Genomic DNA, 18039 nt, shown 5'->3' on the forward strand with positions numbered 1-18039 from the left:
TTTTATTTGAAAATATTCGAGACATAAGAGGAAAAACCCTGCTATATGGCATCAAAAATTTAATATTTTACTAAAAATATAAATATATTAAAGGAATGATATTTTATTTTATTAAATATTTAAATATTTCCATATGTAAAAATCATATCGCTGATTCGTGAAAAAGGGGCTGTCCCAAAAGTCCCTTTATAACCCCCAAAAGTAAATATTAAAAGAAAGGTGTTGTCAGAAATTTTTATAAAGACAACACCTTTTTTTATGGTAAAATATAAATATGAAGAGGAAAAACCATAATAAAAAGACATTTATTGAATATAATATGAATCAGACAATGTTGCCTTTGAGTTTTGATGTGTTTATTCCTGAGAATCATTTAGTAAGGGTGGTAAATTCAGCTATAGAAAGGATGAATATTGAACCCCTGCTTGAAAAATATAAAGGTGGGGGTAGAAGCAGCTACCATCCGAAAATGATGCTTAAGGTTATAGTATATGCCTATACTCAGAGAATATATTCATCAAGACGAATTGCCAAGGCACTTCGGGAAAATATTTATTTTATGTGGCTTAGTGGTAACAATAAACCTGATTTTCGGACGATAAACCGATTCAGATCAGAGATCATGAAAGATGTTATTGATGAGGTATTTGCATCAGTATTGGAACTTCTTATAGAAGAAGGATATGTAAAGTTAGAGAATTACTTTTTAGATGGTACAAAAATAGAAGCTAATGCAAACAAATATAGCTTTGTCTGGAGAAAAGCGACAAAGAAGTACAAAGCAAGGCTTAGGGCAAAAATTAATGAACTTTTAAAAGAGATTGAGAAAACCAACGAAGAAGAGAATAGATTGTATGGGGATAATGACCTGGAGGAGATGGGTGAAGGAAAAGAAATAGATTCAAAGAAACTCGAAGAAAAAATTAAGGAACTTGAAGAACGTCTAGAAAAGAACTCCAAAAACAAGAAGTTAAAGAAAACAATTAAAGAGCTCAAGACTAAATGTCTTCCCAGAATGAAAAAATATGAGCAACAGGAAGAGATTTTAAATGGACGAAACAGTTATTCTAAAACAGATACTGATGCAACTTTTATGAGAATGAAAGAAGACCACATGAAAAATGGGCAATTGAAGCCCGCATATAATGTTCAGATAGGTACAGAGAATCAGTTTGTAGTTGGTTATAGTATTCATCAAAGGCCGGCAGATTCAAGATGCTTAATACCTCATTTAGAAAAAGTAAAAGAAGTTACAGGTAAGATTCCGGAGAATGTGATAGCTGATTCAGGTTATGGTAGTGAGGAAAATTATGATTACTTAGAGAAAGCTAATACTAATATTTATGTTAAGTATAATACTTTTCATAAAGAACAAAAGAAGAAGTTTAAAAATGATATATTTAAAGTAGAAAACTGGCCGTATGATAAAGAAAACGACGAGTTTATTTGTCCTGCTCAAAGAAGACTCATTTACTGTAAGACAAAAGAAATTAAGACTGAAAATGGATATACTAAACAAATTAGATATTACAAATGCGAAAATTGTGATGGGTGTGAGTTAAAAGAAAATTGTACCAGGGCCAAAGGTGATCGAGTAATAAGAATAAATTTTAAATTACGTGAATATAAGCAAAAGGTAAAGGAAAACCTTTGTTCCGATAAAGGTATGAAACTCCGTTCTCAAAGAGCAATTGAAGCGGAATCTGTCTTTGGAAGGATCAAAGGTAATTGGTCATTCCGGAGATTTCTGCTTCGTGGCCTTGAGAAAGTAAAAATTGAATGGGGTTTACTGTGTATAGCCCATAACCTGGCTAAACTGGCAACAGTATAGAATGTCAGGTATGGGTTTTTATTTTCTTAACAGAAAAATTTTCAATGAATTTGAAATGAACAATGAAAAAAGGGGCCATGCCCAAAAGTAATTAATTACTTTTGGGACAGCCCCTTTAATTTTTAGTGCAAAATACCTTTTGATGGAAAGAAATAAAATATACAGGAAATAGTTAAAAAATTATATTTGATTAAACTGCAAAAAGCTAATTTTGACTGCCATAGAAATTTTTCGTTAAACCATCTTATTTCGACTGAAATCGAACTTTAGGTGGTTAGAAAAATTTCTTTTGAAGTGAAAAAATTAGCTTTTTACAGTAAAATCATATTTTGATTTCTGCATAAATCTGTTTATGAGGGAGGAGAAATAAGCTCTTTGTAGAACTATGTAGGGAAAATAGATCTTGAGGAGGAAGGTATGGATCGTAAATATTGGGTTGGCCTTTCATTGGTTCAGGGTGTAGGTTCTGTCAGAATAAAACGTTTATTGGAATATTTCGGTTCTCCAGAGAGGGCTTGGAAGGCTCGGGAAGAGGAACTTTTAGCCATTCCTTCTTTTGGACCTAAATTGGTTAAGAAATTTATTAAAATACGTGATAATGTGGATCTGGAAAGGTTTATAAAAAAGTGCAGAGAAGCAGAAATAGGAATTTTGTGTTTTGAAGATTCAGAATTTCCTGTAAATTTGAAGCATATTTACGATCCTCCACCTGTTATATATTATCGAGGGAGTTTAAAAAAAGAGGATATCAATAGTATAGCCATTGTGGGTTCTAGAAAAATGTCTCCTTATGGGCGCCGGGTAACCCGTTTATTGGCCAGGGAATTGGCAGAAAGAGGTTTTACTATTATCAGTGGAATGGCCCTTGGAGTAGATGGTGAGGCGCACATGGCTGCTTTAGAAGCGGGTGGAAGAACCATTGCTGTTTTAGGTTCAGGGGTTGATATTATCTATCCAAAGGAACATAAGAAGTTATATCAAAAGATTATAACTTCTGGTGCTGTAATTTCTACATTTCCGCCAGGGACTCCTCCAGAGCGGGGAAATTTTCCTGCCAGAAATCGGATTATAAGCGGTCTGGCTTATGGTACAGTAGTGGTTGAAGCAGGATTAAAAAGCGGTGCTTTGATTACAGCTGATCAGGCATTAGAGCAAAATAGAGAAGTCTTTGCTGTGCCTGGGAGTATTTTTAGCCCGATGAGCAAGGGAACCAATGCTCTCATTCAAAAGGGAGCAAAATTGGTTACATGCAGTAATGATATACTGGAAGAACTGGTTGGGCTTATACCTGAAAAAATTCAAAATAAAAAGATTTCTATGGATGAAATAGATGAAGAGTTTCGATTTACTAATTTACAGGCTCAAATAATGGCTCTCTTAAAAACTGGAGAGATGAGTCTAGATCAATTAATCGAAGAACTAAATGTAGACCCGGCCAGGCTAAATACCGCTCTTTTTGAATTAGAATTATTGGGTAAAATTACCCAGCTTCCGGGCCTTAAATTTGCTATTGTTTAATCAATTATAAAATTAAAGGACTTTACAAACTTTCTCAGAGCCCATATAATAGTATAAGTAAATGAAGGGGTTGTATAAAGTGAATGATGGGGGAGACGGAAATGAACTCAAATGTTTTGGAGATTGTGACTATACTGGTAAAAAAACTTTTGCATAATGAGGATCTTATTAACAATGAGGAAGAGATTATTAAAGGCTTGCTTGAATTGGGTTATAACTTGAATGATATCGAAATGGCCTTCGAATTAATTTTTTCTTCGACGGAAATAATAGGAGTATCTGAAAGTTTTGAAAATCACAATTATCTTCCAACTTCTCAACGAATCTTTTCTATTCGAGAACGTTTTATTTTTTCTTCAGAAGTTCAGAATGTTTTACTGATTTTATTACGGGAAAAATTTCTCACTTTAGCAATCCTTGAAGAGATAATTCACAAAGGATTTAATCTGTTTTTTAATGTGGGAATTAAAGAATTATGGTATCTTTTAAGGATTACCATTGATGATGAGATACTTTTAACCAGGATTAAAAATCGGATTTCTTCTTTTAAAGAATTGAAAGACGCCGGAAACTTTTTCGTTCAATAAATGGTACTGGATTTGAGGAGGTGAAAATGTGCCTGATAAATTAGTAATTGTCGAATCACCAGCAAAAGCAAAAACAATTAGAAAATTTTTAGGAAAAGAATTTCGAGTTGAAGCGTCAATGGGGCATGTGATTGATCTCCCTAAAAGTCAGTTAGGTGTAGATATAGAGAATAATTTTAAACCTAAATATATAACTATACGGGGAAAAGGAAAGATTTTAAATTCTCTAAAGAAGGCTGCTAAAAAAAGTAAAGAAGTATATCTGGCAACTGACCCGGACCGTGAAGGTGAAGCCATAAGTTGGCATCTTGCCAGAGCTTTAAAACTTGATACAGATAAACCATGTCGAATTGAATTTAATGAAATTACTAAAAAGGCGGTTCAAAATGCTATTAAAAGTCCAAGAGTTATTGATCAGCATAGAGTTGATGCTCAACAGGCACGTCGAGTTCTGGATCGTCTGGTTGGTTATAAACTAAGTCCCTTGCTTTGGAACAAAGTCCGTAAAGGTTTGAGCGCTGGCCGGGTTCAGTCAGTGGCTGTCCGGATTATTTGTGATCGTGAACGGGAGATTGAAGCCTTTGTTCCGGAAGAATATTGGACCATTGATGCTCAACTTTCAGATAAAAATGAGACTTTTGTTGCTAGACTTTATCGGATTGATAATAAAAAATTTAAAATTTCAAACGAGAAAGAAGCTAAAGAACATGAAACTTTGTTGAAAAAGGAGAAATTTATTGTTGAGGAAGTTAAAGAAATGGAACGGAAGCGTAACCCCTATCCACCCTTTACTACCAGTAGCTTACAGCAGGCTGCTTCGAATTTTTTAGGTTTCAGTACCAAAAAGACTATGTTTGTGGCTCAACAGCTTTATGAAGGTCTGGATTTACCACAGGGAACAGTTGGTCTTATAACGTATATTCGTACCGATTCGACACGTATTTCAGACGAAGCCCAGGTAGCGGCTAGAAAATATATTGAAAAAAAGTTTGGTTCTAAATATCTGCCTGAGAAAAAACGTTATTACCGGGCCAGGGAAGGGGCTCAGGACGCCCATGAAGCTATCAGACCCACTGATGTTTTTTTAGAACCTGATTCTATTCAAAAATATTTAACACCTGATCAATATAAACTATATAAACTAATATGGGAACGGTTTGTAGCCAGTCAGATGAGCCCTGCAATTAACAAAATCTTTACAATTGATATTAAAGCTGGTAAATATCTCTTCCGTTTGACGGGAACTACTACTATTTTTCAAGGTTTTCAAATTATAGATTCATTTGGATCTAAGAAAAAAGATCAAGAGTTACCCGAATTAAAGAAAGGAGATATTCTGAATCTTATAAAAATCATACCTGAACAGCATTTTACTCAACCACCAGCCCGTTATACTGAAGCAAGTCTGGTAAAAACCTTAGAAGAGAAGGGGATTGGTCGTCCCAGTACTTATGCTCCTATTGTGGCAACTATTCAGCAGCGGGGTTATGTGGTTAAGGATGGTAAGACTTTAAAACCTACAGAATTAGGATTTATTGTCACTGATCTTTTGACTGAACATTTTCCAGATGTTATAGATGTTGAATTTACAGCTATGTTAGAAGATCAGTTAGATAAAGTAGAAGACGGTTCTGTAGATTGGGTAAAGGTAATAAAAGATTTTTATAAAACATTTGAACAGAGATTGGAACAGGCTAGAAAAGAGATGGAAAATGTTGAACTTGAATCTGAAGTTACGGATGTGATTTGTGAAAAATGCGGCCGGAATATGGTAGTTAAACACGGCCGTTATGGAAAATTTCTGGCCTGTCCGGGATATCCTGAGTGTAAAAACACTCAGCCATATATTATTAAGACAGGGGTTAAGTGTATTGAGTGTGAGGATGGTGAACTAATTGAGCGTCGGACTAAAAAAGGCCGGATATTTTACGGATGCAGTAACTATCCTGAATGTGAATTTATCACCTGGAATAAACCTGTTAAGGAAAAATGTCCTGAATGTGGAGCTTTTTTAATAGAGAAACAGACTAAAAAGAATAAATATTATCAATGTGTCAGAAAAGAATGTGGATATAAGCAAAAAGAGGGTGTAAAAAATGACCAGGATTAGAGTAATTGGTGCAGGACTGGCAGGCGTGGAAGCCGCCTGGCAAATTGCTAAAGCTGGAGTTAAAGTTGAGTTATGGGAAATGCGTCCTTTAAAAATGACACCAGCCCATCATACTGGATATTTTGCCGAATTGGTCTGCAGTAACTCTCTTAAAGCAGATCATTTAGCAAATGCTGCCGGGCTTTTAAAAGCAGAGATGCGGGAATTAGATTCAATTGTCCTTGCTGCTGCTGACCGCCATGCTGTACCGGCAGGCCAGGCCCTGGCTGTAGATCGGGAAAAATATGCAAAAGAAGTGACAGAAAGGATTCTAAATCATCCTAATATAGAGTTTCATAATGGGGAAGTTACAGAAATTTTTAATGATGGTATAGTGATTATTGCTTCAGGACCATTGACTTCCAACCCCCTTTCAGATGCAATTCAACGTTTAATAGGAACAGATTATCTTTATTTTTTTGATGCTGCGGCTCCAATTGTAACAAAGGAAAGTCTAGATCATAATATTGTTTTTAAAGCTTCCCGTTACGGTGATGAAGAAAATGGGGATTATCTTAATTGTCCAATGACAAAAGAGGAATATGAAGCCTTCTGGCATGAATTGGTCAATGCAGAAAGGGCTCAGGTTAAAGATTTTGAAAAAGGAAAGTTTTTTGAGGGCTGTCTTCCCATTGAGGAGATTGCTAGTCGGGGTATTAAAACTCTGGTTTTTGGTCCTCTTAAACCTGTGGGTTTAATTGATCCCAGAACCGGAGAAATGCCCTATGCTGTTGTTCAGCTCAGACAGGATAATTTAGAAGGAACCCTTTATAACTTAGTGGGATTTCAGACTAGACTTAAGTGGGGAGAACAAAAACGAGTTTTTTCTATGATTCCAGGTCTTTCTCAAGCTGAATTTGTCCGTTATGGAGTGATGCATCGTAATACTTATATAAACTCACCTAAATTGTTAAAAGCTACCTTGCAGCTTAAAAAAGATCCACGAATCTTTTTTGCTGGTCAGATCACCGGTGTAGAAGGTTATGTAGAATCTGCTGCGACGGGAATAATTGCAGGGATAAATGCTCTCCGCCTTTTAAGAGGAGAAAAACCGCTTATTTTTCCTAAAGAGACAGCTCATGGAGCATTAACTCATTACATCAGTACGTCAGTGCAGAAGTCTTTTCAACCAATGAATATGAATTTTGGTATTCTTCCACCTTTAAAGGAAAAGATTAAAGATAAACGATTAAAAAAAGAAAAGATTTCAAAGCGGGCTTTAGCCTGTCTGCGTCAGTTTATTAATCAAAATAATATTCTAACATAAAAATTAATGGTTAAACTGCAAAAAGCTAGTTTTTCGCTTTTTGAGAAATTTTTCGAATCATTTAAAGCTCGATTTCCGCCGAAATAAGGCTTCCTAATCAAAGGGTCTTCCTGGCTCTTAGAACTAGTTCATCACCTTCTGTGATGAGGCCTTATTTCGTTGGAAATCTCGCTAAGATGATTTGGCGAAAAATTTCTATGTCACTCAAAATTAGCTTTTTGCAGTATAATCATTAATAAGATTTTAATAATTATAATATGATTTTAATAAAATCAATAGAATTAAACTTGACATAAATTAGAATCTTATGATAATATATATTAATATGTAGAGGAATTTTCTATTTTAGTCTGATGAATGAGTATAATATTTTGAAAAGGAGGCTTGAAGGAATGTTTCAGGCCACAACTATTGTTGCTGTAAAACATAAAGGCCGGGTAGCTATGGCGGGAGATGGTCAGGTTACCCTGGGTAATACGATTATGAAGCACGGGGCTAAGAAAGTGAGGAAAATTTATCATAACGAAGTTTTAGCCGGTTTTGCCGGAGCTGCTGCTGATGCATTTACACTTTTTGAAAAATTCGAGGGAAAGTTAGAAGAATTTCGTGGCAATCTGAAACGCGCTGCTGTTGAATTGGCTAAAGAGTGGCGTACTGATAAAATTCTGCGTAAATTAGAAGCTCTTTTAATTGTTGCAAATAAAGAAAATCTATTGATAATTTCCGGAACAGGTGATGTAATTGAACCTGATAAGGGAATTGCTGCTATTGGCTCGGGGGGACCTTATGCCCATGCTGCAGCATTGGCATTAGTTGAATATTCAGATTTGACGGCAAAAGAAATTGCGCAGAAGGCATTAGAGATTGCAGGTTCAATTTGCATATATACTAATCAGAATATAACCGTTGAAGAGTTATCCTAATGTGAGGAGGGGATACGATGGAAGAATTAACCCCACGACAGATTGTTGAAGAATTGGATAAATATATTGTTGGTCAACACCAGGCCAAAAGGTCTGTAGCTATAGCTTTAAGGAATCGCTATCGTCGTAAAAAATTACCTCCAGATTTGAGAGATGAAGTAGTACCAAAAAATATTTTGATGATAGGACCTACTGGTGTAGGTAAGACAGAGATTGCTCGTCGTCTGGCTCGACTTGCAAAAGCACCTTTTATTAAAGTTGAGGTTACAAAGTTTACTGAAGTAGGTTATGTGGGTCGGGATGTAGAGTCAATGATCCGGGATCTGGTAGAGGTAGCTATTAGAATGGTTAAAAAAGAACGGATGGTAGAAGTGGAAGATAAAGCATTACAGCTTGCAGAAGAACGGATAGTTGATATATTACTACCTATGCCTTCACCAAAGAAAAAAAATCCGCTTAATATGTTTTTTGGTAATTATAATGAACCTTCTCATGAAGAAGATGAAGAAGCTTATTCCCGGATAAAAGAGCGGAGAGCCAGACTTTTAGAGAGGCTTAGAAATGGTGAATTGGAAGATAAGATTATAGAAATTGAAGTAGAACAACAGAGTGCGCCGATGATTGAAATCTTTTCTGGTGCCGGTATTGAAGAATTAGGAATTAATTTTCAGGACATTTTTGGCGGGATGTTTCCGTCAAAAAAGAAGAAAAGAAAAGTTACTATTAAAGAGGCAAGGGAAATTTTAAAGCAGGAAGAAGCACAAAAACTTATTGATATGGATGACGTCTCTATGGAAGCTATTCGCCGTGTAGAAGAATCGGGAATTGTTTTTTTAGATGAGATTGATAAAATTGCAGGAAGAGAATCGGGTCGTGGACCTGATGTTTCCAGAGAAGGAGTACAGAGGGATATTTTACCCATTGTTGAAGGATCAACGGTAATGACCAAATATGGTCCCGTTAAAACCGATCATATTTTATTTATTGCTGCTGGGGCTTTTCATCTTTCCAAGCCATCTGATTTGATTCCCGAATTACAGGGTCGTTTTCCCATTCGAGTGGAATTGACCAGTCTTTCTGAAGAGGATTTTAGACAAATTTTAACTGAACCGGAAAATGCCTTGATTAAACAATATAAAGCACTTTTAGCTACAGAGGGTATTGAAATTGAATTTACACCGGAAGCAATAAAGGAATTGGCTCGAATTGCTTTTGTTGTTAACGAACAGACAGAAAATATTGGAGCAAGACGCCTTCATACTATTTTGGAAAAACTTTTAGAAGAGCTGTCTTTTGAAGCTCCTGATTTGAAGACAAAACAGGTTACTATTGATGTTAATTATGTTAAACAGCAGTTAGGAGATGTAGTGAAAGATAAAGATTTAAGTAAATATATCCTTTAAAAGGTTTATAATAAAAGATTCTAATTGGGAAAAAATATACTATAGGCAAAAGAAAGGGGAATTGAAGATGAAGACTTTATTAAATAAAACCAGGCAAATTAATCGATTAATTCAGCGGTCTGCTGGTCAACCTGTTGATTTTACTGAAATGGCAATGGTATTGAGTAAATCTATCAATTGTAATGTTTATGTGGTTAGTGCAAAAGGTAAAATACTGGGCTATCAGCTTTTAGATGAGTTTGAATGTAGTTTGATGTTTGAAGAAGTAATAAACAAAGGGTATTTCCCTGAAGATTACAACAATCGGCTTTTAAGAATTACTGAGACAAAATCAAACATTGAAGCAAAACAGGGCAAGTGTGTTTTTAAGAATGAGGAAAAATGTATTTTTACTCAAAAGTTAACTACCATTGTTCCTGTAGTCGGTGGTGGTGATCGACTGGGAACTTTGGTTCTGGCTCGTTTTGGTGAACCTTTTAATGAAGGTGATTTGATTCTAGCTGAATATGGTGCAACAGTGGTTGGAATGGAGATACTCCGCTCTAGAGCTGAAAAAATAGAAGAAGAAGCCCGGAAAAAGGCTGCAGTTCAGATTGCTTTAGAGACTCTCTCTTATTCCGAGTTAGAAGCTATTGAACACATCTTTGAAGAACTCGATGGTGATGAAGGATTACTTGTGGCAAGTAAGATTGCGGATCGGGTTGGAATTACTCGTTCAGTTATTGTGAATGCACTCCGTAAGTTTGAAAGTGCTGGTGTAATTGAGTCCCGCTCTCTGGGAATGAAGGGCACTTATATAAAGGTTTTAAATGATAGACTTTTGGATGAATTAGAGAAAATTAAAAGTAAAAAGTAAAATAAATAACATTAAAGGCATATGAAAACTCATGGATTTTAATCATGAGTTTTCATTTTTATTTGCAGGAAATAGTTGTTTTCATGTCGAATAAATTTCTAGTTATAATTACTATCTAAATTTGGAAAAACATCTAAAGGAGGTATTAGGATGTCGAAAACCGTTTTAATTGTTGATGATGCAGCATTTATGAGAATGATGATTAAAAACATTTTAACAGAAGCGGGTTATGAGGTGGTAGCAGAAGCGGAAAATGGTAAGCAGGCGGTTGAAAAGTATAATGAATTAAGACCAGACCTGGTTACTATGGATATAACAATGCCAGAAATGGACGGGATTACTGCAGTTAAAGAAATTATGGCTATCGATAGTAATGCAAAGATCATTATGTGCAGTGCTATGGGCCAACAGGCAATGGTAATCGAAGCAATTCAATCGGGTGCCAAAGATTTTATTGTTAAACCTTTCAAAAATGAACGTGTTCTGGAAGCGGTGAAAAAGATACTGGGATAATAAATAATTAATATTTTAAAAAAAGGGGGGTTATCAGGTGGATATGTCTCAATATTTACGAATGTTTCTGGATGAATCTGAAGAATATCTTCAGTCTTTAAACCAGAATTTGCTAGAACTTGAAAATAATCCCAATGATGAACAATTGATAAATGAAATCTTTCGTGCTGCCCATTCTTTAAAAGGTATGGCTGCCACAATGGGTTTTGATAAAATGGCTAATTTAACTCATGAAATGGAAAATGTTTTGGACCGGATTCGGGCAAAGAAACTGGTTTTGAAGACGGAGATAGTGGATATTCTTTTTATTTGTCTGGATCGGCTGGAAAAATTGGTTAAAGAGATTGCTACCTCCGGTAATGAAGCCAGTGATGTAGAAGATATCGTTTTAAGGCTTCAAAATATCAAAAATGAAGAAACTTCTTCAAAAAATTCTATTATAGATGATAACTTTTTTGATTTAGAATCTGAAGAAAAGGATCAAATTTTACAATACTTAAAAAAGGGTTATTTTTGTTATCTCCTTGATGTAGAATTGGTAGAGGGTTGTTTATTAAAATCAGTACGTGGTTTTATGGTTATCAAAAGCTTAAAAGAAATTGGAATTGTGATTAAAAGCATTCCTTCTCTTAAGGATATTGAAGATGAAAAGTTTGATTACCAGTTTAAGGTTCTTTATATTACTAAAGAATCTGAAAAAGAAATTAGGGAAACTGTAACTGATATAATTGATGTAAAAGGTGTTACGATAACCCGGATTACAGAAGAGGATCTGGAAGGTCAGAGTGTTATATCAACTGCCGAAATGGAAATTGCTGTAACAGAGGAAAAGATAGAAACAGAAGAGACACCTCAAATAGATCGGAAGACTAGTCAGGATATCAAAGTTTCACCTACAATCCGGGTTGATATTGATAAATTGGACAGTTTGATGAATTTGGTTGCAGAACTTTTGATTAATAAAACCCGTTTAGAAGAGATTTGCAATCGTATGAACTTTAGTAATGAACTTTTAAATGACATTTTGCAACAATTAGATCGGGTTACCATGAATCTTCAACATACAGTTATGCAGGTTCGAATGGTGCCCATTGAGCGGATTTTTAATCGTTTTCCCCGCATGGTTCGTGATTTATCCAAAGAGTTAAATAAAAAGGTTAATTTGATTATTGAAGGTGCTGAGACCGAACTGGATCGTTCAATTATAGATAGTTTAGGTGATCCGCTGGTTCATTTACTTAGAAATGCCATAGATCATGGAATTGAAGATCCTGAGACCCGGAGAAGGTTAGGTAAACCTGAAATAGCTGAGCTGCGTCTGACTGCATCTCAAAAGGGTAATGAAATTCTTATTCAGGTCATTGATGATGGTCGCGGTCTCGATCCTGATAAGATTGGGAGGAAAGGTATTGAGCGAGGGCTTATTACTAAAGAAGAGTTTGATAAGATGAGTGATCAGGAAAAGATTAACCTGATCTTTAGACCGGGCTTTAGTACCTCTGATACTATTTCTGATATTTCAGGCCGGGGTGTTGGTCTGGATGTTGTTAAAAGGACTGTTGAATCTTTAGATGGACATATCGATATTGATACAGAAATAGGTAAAGGGACAACCTTTAACATTTCATTGCCGTTAACTCTGGCTATTACCCAGGCGCTTTTAGTTAAAATTTGTGATGAAACTTATGCAATTCCGTTATCGGTAATTGTAGAAGCTGAGGATATTACTCCAGATCGGATACAAATGGTTCAGGGTCAAGAAGTATTTCTCTTGAGGGGTCATATGATTCCTCTGGTCTGGTCTCACAAATTGTTGGGATTACCGGTACCTGATCTGAATGAAGTAGATCAGCTTTCTGTTGTTGTAATCAGAACGGGCAAAAAGTATGTGGGATTGATTGTTACAGAATTAATTAACCAGCAAGATATTGTTATTAAATCACTGGGTGAATTTTTAATTAATACACCTCATATCAGTGGAGCTACTATTTTGGGTGATGGAGAAGTAGCTTTAATTCTGGATGTACGTAATATTGCTTAATTAGGGGGAGGGAGTAAAATGACTGAAAAAAAGGCTGAGAGTTTGAGACGTCAGCAGTATGTAGTCTTTCAAATTGATAATGAAGAGTTTGGTGTTGAGATTTTGCAGACCAAAGAAATACATCCCTATACAAAAATCACTCGTGTTCCTAATGCTCCCCATTTTGTAAAGGGTGTTATCAATATTCGTGGTGAAATAATTCCTGTTGTAGATTTGCGAGATCGCTTTGGATTGAAAAAATCTGAAATTCAAAAAAATACTAGAATTATTACTGTTTTAGTTAGAGATTATGAGGTTGGTCTTTTGGTCGATAGTGTAAAAGAAGTACTCTGGATTGATGATAGCGCCATTGAGCCACCTCCGTCTGTAGCCGGTGGGATAGAGAAAGAATATCTAAAGGGAGTTGGGAAGATCGGTGACCGATTAATCGTTCTTCTTAATATTGAAAAAATTCTTAACTTGGAAATGCCAAATGTAACTGATGAAGTTCAGGTGAGTTAAGGGGGTTTATAAATGGATAATATTTTATCTGTCACGGATCTTTCACCGATTCAATTAGATGCCCTACGAGAGGTTGGAAATATTGGTGCTGGAAATGCAGCTACAGCGTTTGCACAATTTTTAGGAAGAAAAATAGATATGACTGTTCCAAAAGTTATGATTGTTGAACTATCTGAAGTACCGGAACTCTTTGGAGGGCCAGATGTACCTGTTGCAGGTGTTAGTTTACGGGTTATGGGGGAAGCTCCGGGACATATGCTTTTTTTACTTGAGCGGAGTAGTGCTTTTAAATTAATAGAAGTTCTTGGGCTTGGAAATAAAAGAAATTCTTTTTCAGATATGGAAATTTCTGCTTTGAAAGAGATTGTAAATATTCTGTCTGGATCATATCTAACTGCTTTTAATCAGGTTACAGGATTTTCGTTAATTCAATCTGTTCCCGCTTTTGCAATGGATATGGCAGGAGCCATTTTAGGGACATTTATGATTGAATTTGGCCAGATTGGAGATTATGGGCTACTGGTAGAGACGGAATTTCATGTAGATGGTGAGGAGATCAGCGGTAACTTTTTTTTAATTCCTGGTCAGGATTCTTTACGTACAATTATTACAGCACTGGGGTTGGAGGCTTATTATGAAAGTAATTCGTGTTAAAATGGCTGATCTTAATGTAGCTCAGTCTCCAGATATGTTGATAACTTCAGGACTTGGCTCCTGTGTGGGTGTTGTTTTGTATGATGAAGGAAAAAAGATAGGTGGTATGGCACATGTTATGCTGCCTGATAGTTCATCTATGAGAAATAAGACAAATCTGGCCAAATATGCAGATACTGCTATGGACTTATTGTTAGAAAAGCTATTAAAGATGGGTGCTGATAAGAAGCGTTTATGGGCAAAAATGGCGGGCGGTGCTCAAATGTTTCAGTTTAATTCTGAGAATGATTTAATGAAAATTGGAGCCCGCAATACAGAAGCTGTTAAAAAGAAACTTAAAGAATTTAATATTCCTTTAATTGCTGAAGATATAGGCGGTTCCCATGGACGAACAATGGAATTTTATACCGAAACCGGTAAGGTTATTATTAAATCAGTAAAAATGGGGGATAAAGAGTTATAAAAAATGGGCAAATTCCAGTTGATATAATTTGAACTTTGTGGTATACTAGCTAAGGATGTGTGGTATTCATTTTTTTGCTGTTTAATCACACACGTTTGGTAACCTGTTTTGAAGGTGCCTGAATGGTCTCAAAACAGGGATGATCCAGGCGGAGGAATAAAACCATTGAGAGGAGGTGGAAGTTGTGTCTGTTGTAACAATGAAACAGTTGCTGGAGTCTGGAGTACACTTTGGACACCAGACCAGAAGATGGAACCCTAAGATGAAGCCATATATCTTCACTGAGCGAAATGGTATCTACATCATCGATTTGCAGCAAACTGTAAAACTAGTTGATGTTGCATATAATTTTGTACGTGATCTGGCTTCTCAGGGTAAAACTATCCTTTTTGTTGGTACTAAAAAACAGGCTCAGGAGACCATCAAAAGGGAAGCTGAACGCTGTGGTATGCCATATGTTAACCAGAGATGGTTGGGTGGCATGCTGACTAACTTCCAAACTATCCGTAAGCGGGTAGACCGTCTTGAGGAATTGGAGCGAATGGCTGAAGACGGTACTTTTGATCGTCTTCCAAAGAAAGAAGTTGCCAGACTGACCAAAGAGCGTGACAAGCTTCTGCGGTTTTTGGGCGGAATCCGGAATATGAAGAGATTGCCAGATGCTCTCTTCATTGCTGATCCCCGGAAAGAGGATATTGCTGTTGCAGAAGCTAATAAGCTGGGGATTCCGGTAATCGCTATCGTTGACACTAACTGTGACCCTGATGTAGTTGATTATATTATTCCAGGTAACGATGATGCCATTCGGGCCGTTAAGTTGCTAACCAGTGTTATAGCTGATGCTGTCCTGGAAGGTAAACAGGGTGAACAGTTCAATGCTTCTGCTGAAGATGATGAAGTTGTTGAAGCTAAAGATGATAATGTAGAAGAGGTTGAGGAATAATTATATATACAGGGGCGCATAAGGGGTATTATTGCCCTTGTAGCGCCCTTTATTTCAACTTAAAGGGAGGTTATGTTCCATGGCAATTACTATGGAGATGATTAAAGAATTGCGCGAAAGAACAGGTGCCGGGATATTGGATTGTAAAAAAGCTTTAACCGAAACCGATGGAGATATTGAGAAAGCTGTTGAATATTTAAGAGAAAAAGGTATGGCTGCTGCAGCCAAGAAAGCTGGCCGGATTGCGGCTGAAGGTCTGGTTCATTCTTACATACATTTGGGTGGAAGAATTGGTGTTTTAGTAGAGGTTAACTGTGAAACAGACTTTGTTGCCAAGACTGATGAGTTCAAAGAACTGGTTAACAACATTGCTATGCATATTGCAGCAATGAAGCCAGAATACGTTAGTCGGGAGGATGTTCCTGAAGAGGTAATTGCTAAGGAGAGGGAGATTTTAACTGCTCAGGCTCGCAATGAAGGTAAACCTGAACATATTGTTGAGAAAATGGTTGAGGGCCGTCTAGAGAAGTTCTTTGCTGAAAAAGTTCTTTTAGACCAGCCTTATATTAAAGATGACAGTAAGACTATTAAAGAGCTGGTAACCGAAAATATTGCTAGAATTGGTGAAAACATTAAGATTCGTCGTTTTGTACGGTATGAACTTGGTGAGGGCTTAGAAAAGCGTGAAGATAACTTTGTTAAAGAAGTTATGTCCTATCAGAAGTAAAAAAGTATCGTAGGTGTATAAAAGAGGGCACTTTTGTGTTCTCTTTTTTAAAATAATTTAGTATTATCTGGAGGGATATTCGCTTTTATCTAGAAATTTAAAATGGGGGTAAATTTTTGATGCCGGAGTTTAAGCGCGTTATATTAAAACTCAGCGGAGAAGCTTTAGCTGGAAATCGTGGATATGGTATTGATCCTGAGTTCATTGCTGAAATAGCTCGCGAAATTAAGAATATAGTGGAAGAAACAAAAGTTGAAATGGCTATTGTTGTAGGTGGAGGTAATATATTTAGAGGTATTGCTGGAGCAGCAAAGGGAATGGATAGAGGTACTGCTGATTATATGGGAATGCTGGCGACAGTTATAAATTCATTGGCTTTACAGGATGCTATAGAACAGGAAGGTCTGGATACCCGGGTTTTAACTGCTATAGAGATGCGTCAGATTGCTGAACCTTATATTCGTAGAAGAGCTATTCGCCATTTAGAAAAAGGAAGGGTTGTTATCTTTGCTTCAGGTACTGGAAACCCTTTTTTCTCAACAGATACCACTGCAGCTTTAAGGGCAGCAGAAATAGGTGCTGATGCGATTTTGATGGCCAAAAATGTAGATGGTGTATATGATTCCGACCCGGAGAAAAATCCCAATGCTGTGAAATTTAAAGAGTTAACATATATAGAGGTTTTAAAGCGTGGTTTAAAAGTGATGGATTCAACTGCTATTTCTTTATGTATGGATAATAAGATACCTATACTTGTATTTGGTTTAAAAGAAATTGGTAATATTAAGCGTGCAATTATGGGTGAAGAAGTAGGAACAATTGTACGCTAAAGGATAATAAAAAAAGGGGGGAATTTTGTATGATAACGCAGGTTTTAAAAGAAACCGAAGAGAAGATGAAAAAGGTTATTGAGGCTACCAAACGGGAGTTTGCCACTATCCGTACCGGGCGTGCCAGACCATCTTTAGTGGAGAATATTAAAGTTGAATATTATGGAACACTAACTCCCTTAAATCAGATGGCTCAAATTAGTGCACCTGAACCAAGATTATTGACTATTAGACCGTGGGATAAAACTGCCATTAGTGCCATTGAAAAAGCTATTATAGCATCTGATCTGGGATTAACTCCAAATACCGATGGCGAGGTTATTCGTTTAAATATTCCACAATTGACTGAAGAACGGCGCAAAGAATTGGTTAAAGTTGTTAGAAAGAAAGCTGAAGAAGAGCGGATTGTTATTCGAAACCTGCGGCGTGAAGCTAATGAACAGTTGAAGAAGCTTAAGGAAGATGGCGAAATTTCTGAAGATGAGATGTACCGCGGTTTAGATGATGTTCAGGAATTAACAGATAAGTATATAGAAAAAATTGATAAACTTTTAGAAGAAAAAGAAGCAGAGATTATGGAAATCTAGATTTGTGGAGGAAGATGTGGTGCATGAAATTCCGGATTTAATCGGTTTTGAATTAAAAGAAGGATTGGAATACCTGAAAAAAAAAGGCCTGATTTATCAACTCGTGGAGTATAAAGTACCTGATCAATCTTATCCATCTAACAGTGTGAGGCGGATTATTCGACAGCGAAGGCTTGATACGGGCGAGATTGAAATAGTTTACTGTGTTGATACTTATCAATTGGGGAAAGAGAGTAATGTGTAAAG

The 18039-nt window shown here is 36.3% G+C and carries 18 protein-coding genes; all 18 read left to right on the top strand.

The window, feature by feature from the left end:
- The first annotated feature begins 274 nt into the window (after window positions 1-274).
- The 18 genes from BBF96_RS02480 to BBF96_RS02565 all read left to right on the top strand — a co-directional run bounded on the left by BBF96_RS02480 (window position 275) and on the right by BBF96_RS02565 (window position 18037).
- Window positions 275-1831: an IS1182 family transposase gene (locus tag BBF96_RS02480; RefSeq protein WP_019431323.1), complete on the top strand. Its 1557-nt coding sequence runs from the start codon at window positions 275-277 to the stop codon at window positions 1829-1831.
- Between the two features lie 417 nt (window positions 1832-2248).
- Window positions 2249-3349 carry a DNA-processing protein DprA gene (dprA, locus tag BBF96_RS02485; protein WP_127015692.1) on the top strand — a complete coding sequence of 367 codons (1101 nt, stop codon included), beginning with the start codon at window positions 2249-2251 and terminating at the stop codon, window positions 3347-3349.
- A gap of 101 nt (window positions 3350-3450) precedes the next feature.
- Complete coding sequence (locus tag BBF96_RS02490; protein ID WP_164730861.1) at window positions 3451-3936, top strand: DUF494 family protein; 486 nt, start codon at window positions 3451-3453, stop codon at window positions 3934-3936.
- A gap of 28 nt (window positions 3937-3964) precedes the next feature.
- Window positions 3965-6046, top strand: coding sequence for a type I DNA topoisomerase (gene topA, locus BBF96_RS02495; RefSeq protein WP_127015694.1), 2082 nt, complete (start codon window positions 3965-3967; stop codon window positions 6044-6046).
- Window positions 6033-7352: a methylenetetrahydrofolate--tRNA-(uracil(54)-C(5))-methyltransferase (FADH(2)-oxidizing) TrmFO gene (gene trmFO / locus BBF96_RS02500; protein ID WP_127015695.1), complete on the top strand. Its 1320-nt coding sequence runs from the start codon at window positions 6033-6035 to the stop codon at window positions 7350-7352. Before topA ends, trmFO begins: the two co-directional genes overlap by 14 nt.
- A gap of 392 nt (window positions 7353-7744) precedes the next feature.
- On the top strand, window positions 7745-8275 hold the full coding sequence (gene hslV, locus BBF96_RS02505; RefSeq protein ID WP_127015696.1) for an ATP-dependent protease subunit HslV: 531 nt from the start codon (window positions 7745-7747) through the stop codon (window positions 8273-8275).
- A 17-nt stretch (window positions 8276-8292) separates the two neighbouring features.
- Window positions 8293-9678: an ATP-dependent protease ATPase subunit HslU gene (hslU, locus tag BBF96_RS02510; RefSeq protein WP_127015697.1), complete on the top strand. Its 1386-nt coding sequence runs from the start codon at window positions 8293-8295 to the stop codon at window positions 9676-9678.
- Between the two features lie 67 nt (window positions 9679-9745).
- The gene (codY, locus tag BBF96_RS02515; RefSeq protein WP_127015698.1) at window positions 9746-10534 is read left to right on the top strand and encodes a GTP-sensing pleiotropic transcriptional regulator CodY; all 789 of its coding nucleotides are present in this window, start codon (window positions 9746-9748) and stop codon (window positions 10532-10534) included.
- Window positions 10535-10684: 150 nt separating this feature from the next.
- Entirely contained in the window at window positions 10685-11047 is a 363-nt protein-coding gene (locus tag BBF96_RS02520) for a response regulator (RefSeq protein WP_127015699.1), read from the top strand.
- Between the two features lie 43 nt (window positions 11048-11090).
- On the top strand, window positions 11091-13088 hold the full coding sequence (locus BBF96_RS02525; protein WP_236777909.1) for a chemotaxis protein CheA: 1998 nt from the start codon (window positions 11091-11093) through the stop codon (window positions 13086-13088).
- Between the two features lie 18 nt (window positions 13089-13106).
- Complete coding sequence (locus tag BBF96_RS02530; RefSeq protein WP_127015701.1) at window positions 13107-13589, top strand: chemotaxis protein CheW; 483 nt, start codon at window positions 13107-13109, stop codon at window positions 13587-13589.
- A gap of 12 nt (window positions 13590-13601) precedes the next feature.
- Window positions 13602-14243, top strand: coding sequence for a chemotaxis protein CheC (locus BBF96_RS02535; protein WP_127015702.1), 642 nt, complete (start codon window positions 13602-13604; stop codon window positions 14241-14243).
- Window positions 14224-14706 carry a chemotaxis protein CheD gene (locus BBF96_RS02540; RefSeq protein WP_127015703.1) on the top strand — a complete coding sequence of 161 codons (483 nt, stop codon included), beginning with the start codon at window positions 14224-14226 and terminating at the stop codon, window positions 14704-14706. The genes BBF96_RS02535 and BBF96_RS02540 overlap by 20 nt, the downstream gene beginning before the upstream one ends.
- A 184-nt stretch (window positions 14707-14890) precedes the next feature.
- On the top strand, window positions 14891-15649 hold the full coding sequence (gene rpsB / locus BBF96_RS02545; protein ID WP_127015704.1) for a 30S ribosomal protein S2: 759 nt from the start codon (window positions 14891-14893) through the stop codon (window positions 15647-15649).
- 79 nt (window positions 15650-15728) lie between these two features.
- On the top strand, window positions 15729-16376 hold the full coding sequence (tsf, locus tag BBF96_RS02550) for a translation elongation factor Ts (protein ID WP_127015705.1): 648 nt from the start codon (window positions 15729-15731) through the stop codon (window positions 16374-16376).
- A 119-nt stretch (window positions 16377-16495) separates the two neighbouring features.
- Window positions 16496-17206, top strand: coding sequence for a UMP kinase (gene pyrH / locus BBF96_RS02555; protein WP_127015706.1), 711 nt, complete (start codon window positions 16496-16498; stop codon window positions 17204-17206).
- A 29-nt stretch (window positions 17207-17235) separates the two neighbouring features.
- Window positions 17236-17793, top strand: a complete 558-nt coding sequence (frr, locus tag BBF96_RS02560; RefSeq protein WP_127015707.1) for a ribosome recycling factor — start codon at window positions 17236-17238, stop codon at window positions 17791-17793.
- 19 nt (window positions 17794-17812) lie between these two features.
- On the top strand, window positions 17813-18037 hold the full coding sequence (locus BBF96_RS02565; protein ID WP_127015708.1) for a hypothetical protein: 225 nt from the start codon (window positions 17813-17815) through the stop codon (window positions 18035-18037).
- Window positions 18038-18039 lie beyond the last annotated feature (2 nt).

Origin of the sequence: Anoxybacter fermentans (assembly GCF_003991135.1) — a bacterium.
Taxonomy (GTDB): domain Bacteria; phylum Bacillota; class Halanaerobiia; order DY22613; family DY22613; genus Anoxybacter; species Anoxybacter fermentans.

Coding starts and splice junctions, on each gene's coding strand:
- BBF96_RS02480 (WP_019431323.1), top strand. CDS start 275: ATGAAGAGGAAAAACCATAATAAAAAGACATTTATTGAATATAATATG.
- dprA (WP_127015692.1), top strand. CDS start 2,249: ATGGATCGTAAATATTGGGTTGGCCTTTCATTGGTTCAGGGTGTAGGT.
- BBF96_RS02490 (WP_164730861.1), top strand. CDS start 3,451: ATGAACTCAAATGTTTTGGAGATTGTGACTATACTGGTAAAAAAACTT.
- trmFO (WP_127015695.1), top strand. CDS start 6,033: ATGACCAGGATTAGAGTAATTGGTGCAGGACTGGCAGGCGTGGAAGCC.
- hslV (WP_127015696.1), top strand. CDS start 7,745: ATGTTTCAGGCCACAACTATTGTTGCTGTAAAACATAAAGGCCGGGTA.
- hslU (WP_127015697.1), top strand. CDS start 8,293: ATGGAAGAATTAACCCCACGACAGATTGTTGAAGAATTGGATAAATAT.
- codY (WP_127015698.1), top strand. CDS start 9,746: ATGAAGACTTTATTAAATAAAACCAGGCAAATTAATCGATTAATTCAG.
- BBF96_RS02520 (WP_127015699.1), top strand. CDS start 10,685: ATGTCGAAAACCGTTTTAATTGTTGATGATGCAGCATTTATGAGAATG.
- BBF96_RS02525 (WP_236777909.1), top strand. CDS start 11,091: ATGTCTCAATATTTACGAATGTTTCTGGATGAATCTGAAGAATATCTT.
- BBF96_RS02530 (WP_127015701.1), top strand. CDS start 13,107: ATGACTGAAAAAAAGGCTGAGAGTTTGAGACGTCAGCAGTATGTAGTC.
- BBF96_RS02535 (WP_127015702.1), top strand. CDS start 13,602: ATGGATAATATTTTATCTGTCACGGATCTTTCACCGATTCAATTAGAT.
- BBF96_RS02540 (WP_127015703.1), top strand. CDS start 14,224: ATGAAAGTAATTCGTGTTAAAATGGCTGATCTTAATGTAGCTCAGTCT.
- tsf (WP_127015705.1), top strand. CDS start 15,729: ATGGCAATTACTATGGAGATGATTAAAGAATTGCGCGAAAGAACAGGT.
- pyrH (WP_127015706.1), top strand. CDS start 16,496: ATGCCGGAGTTTAAGCGCGTTATATTAAAACTCAGCGGAGAAGCTTTA.
- frr (WP_127015707.1), top strand. CDS start 17,236: ATGATAACGCAGGTTTTAAAAGAAACCGAAGAGAAGATGAAAAAGGTT.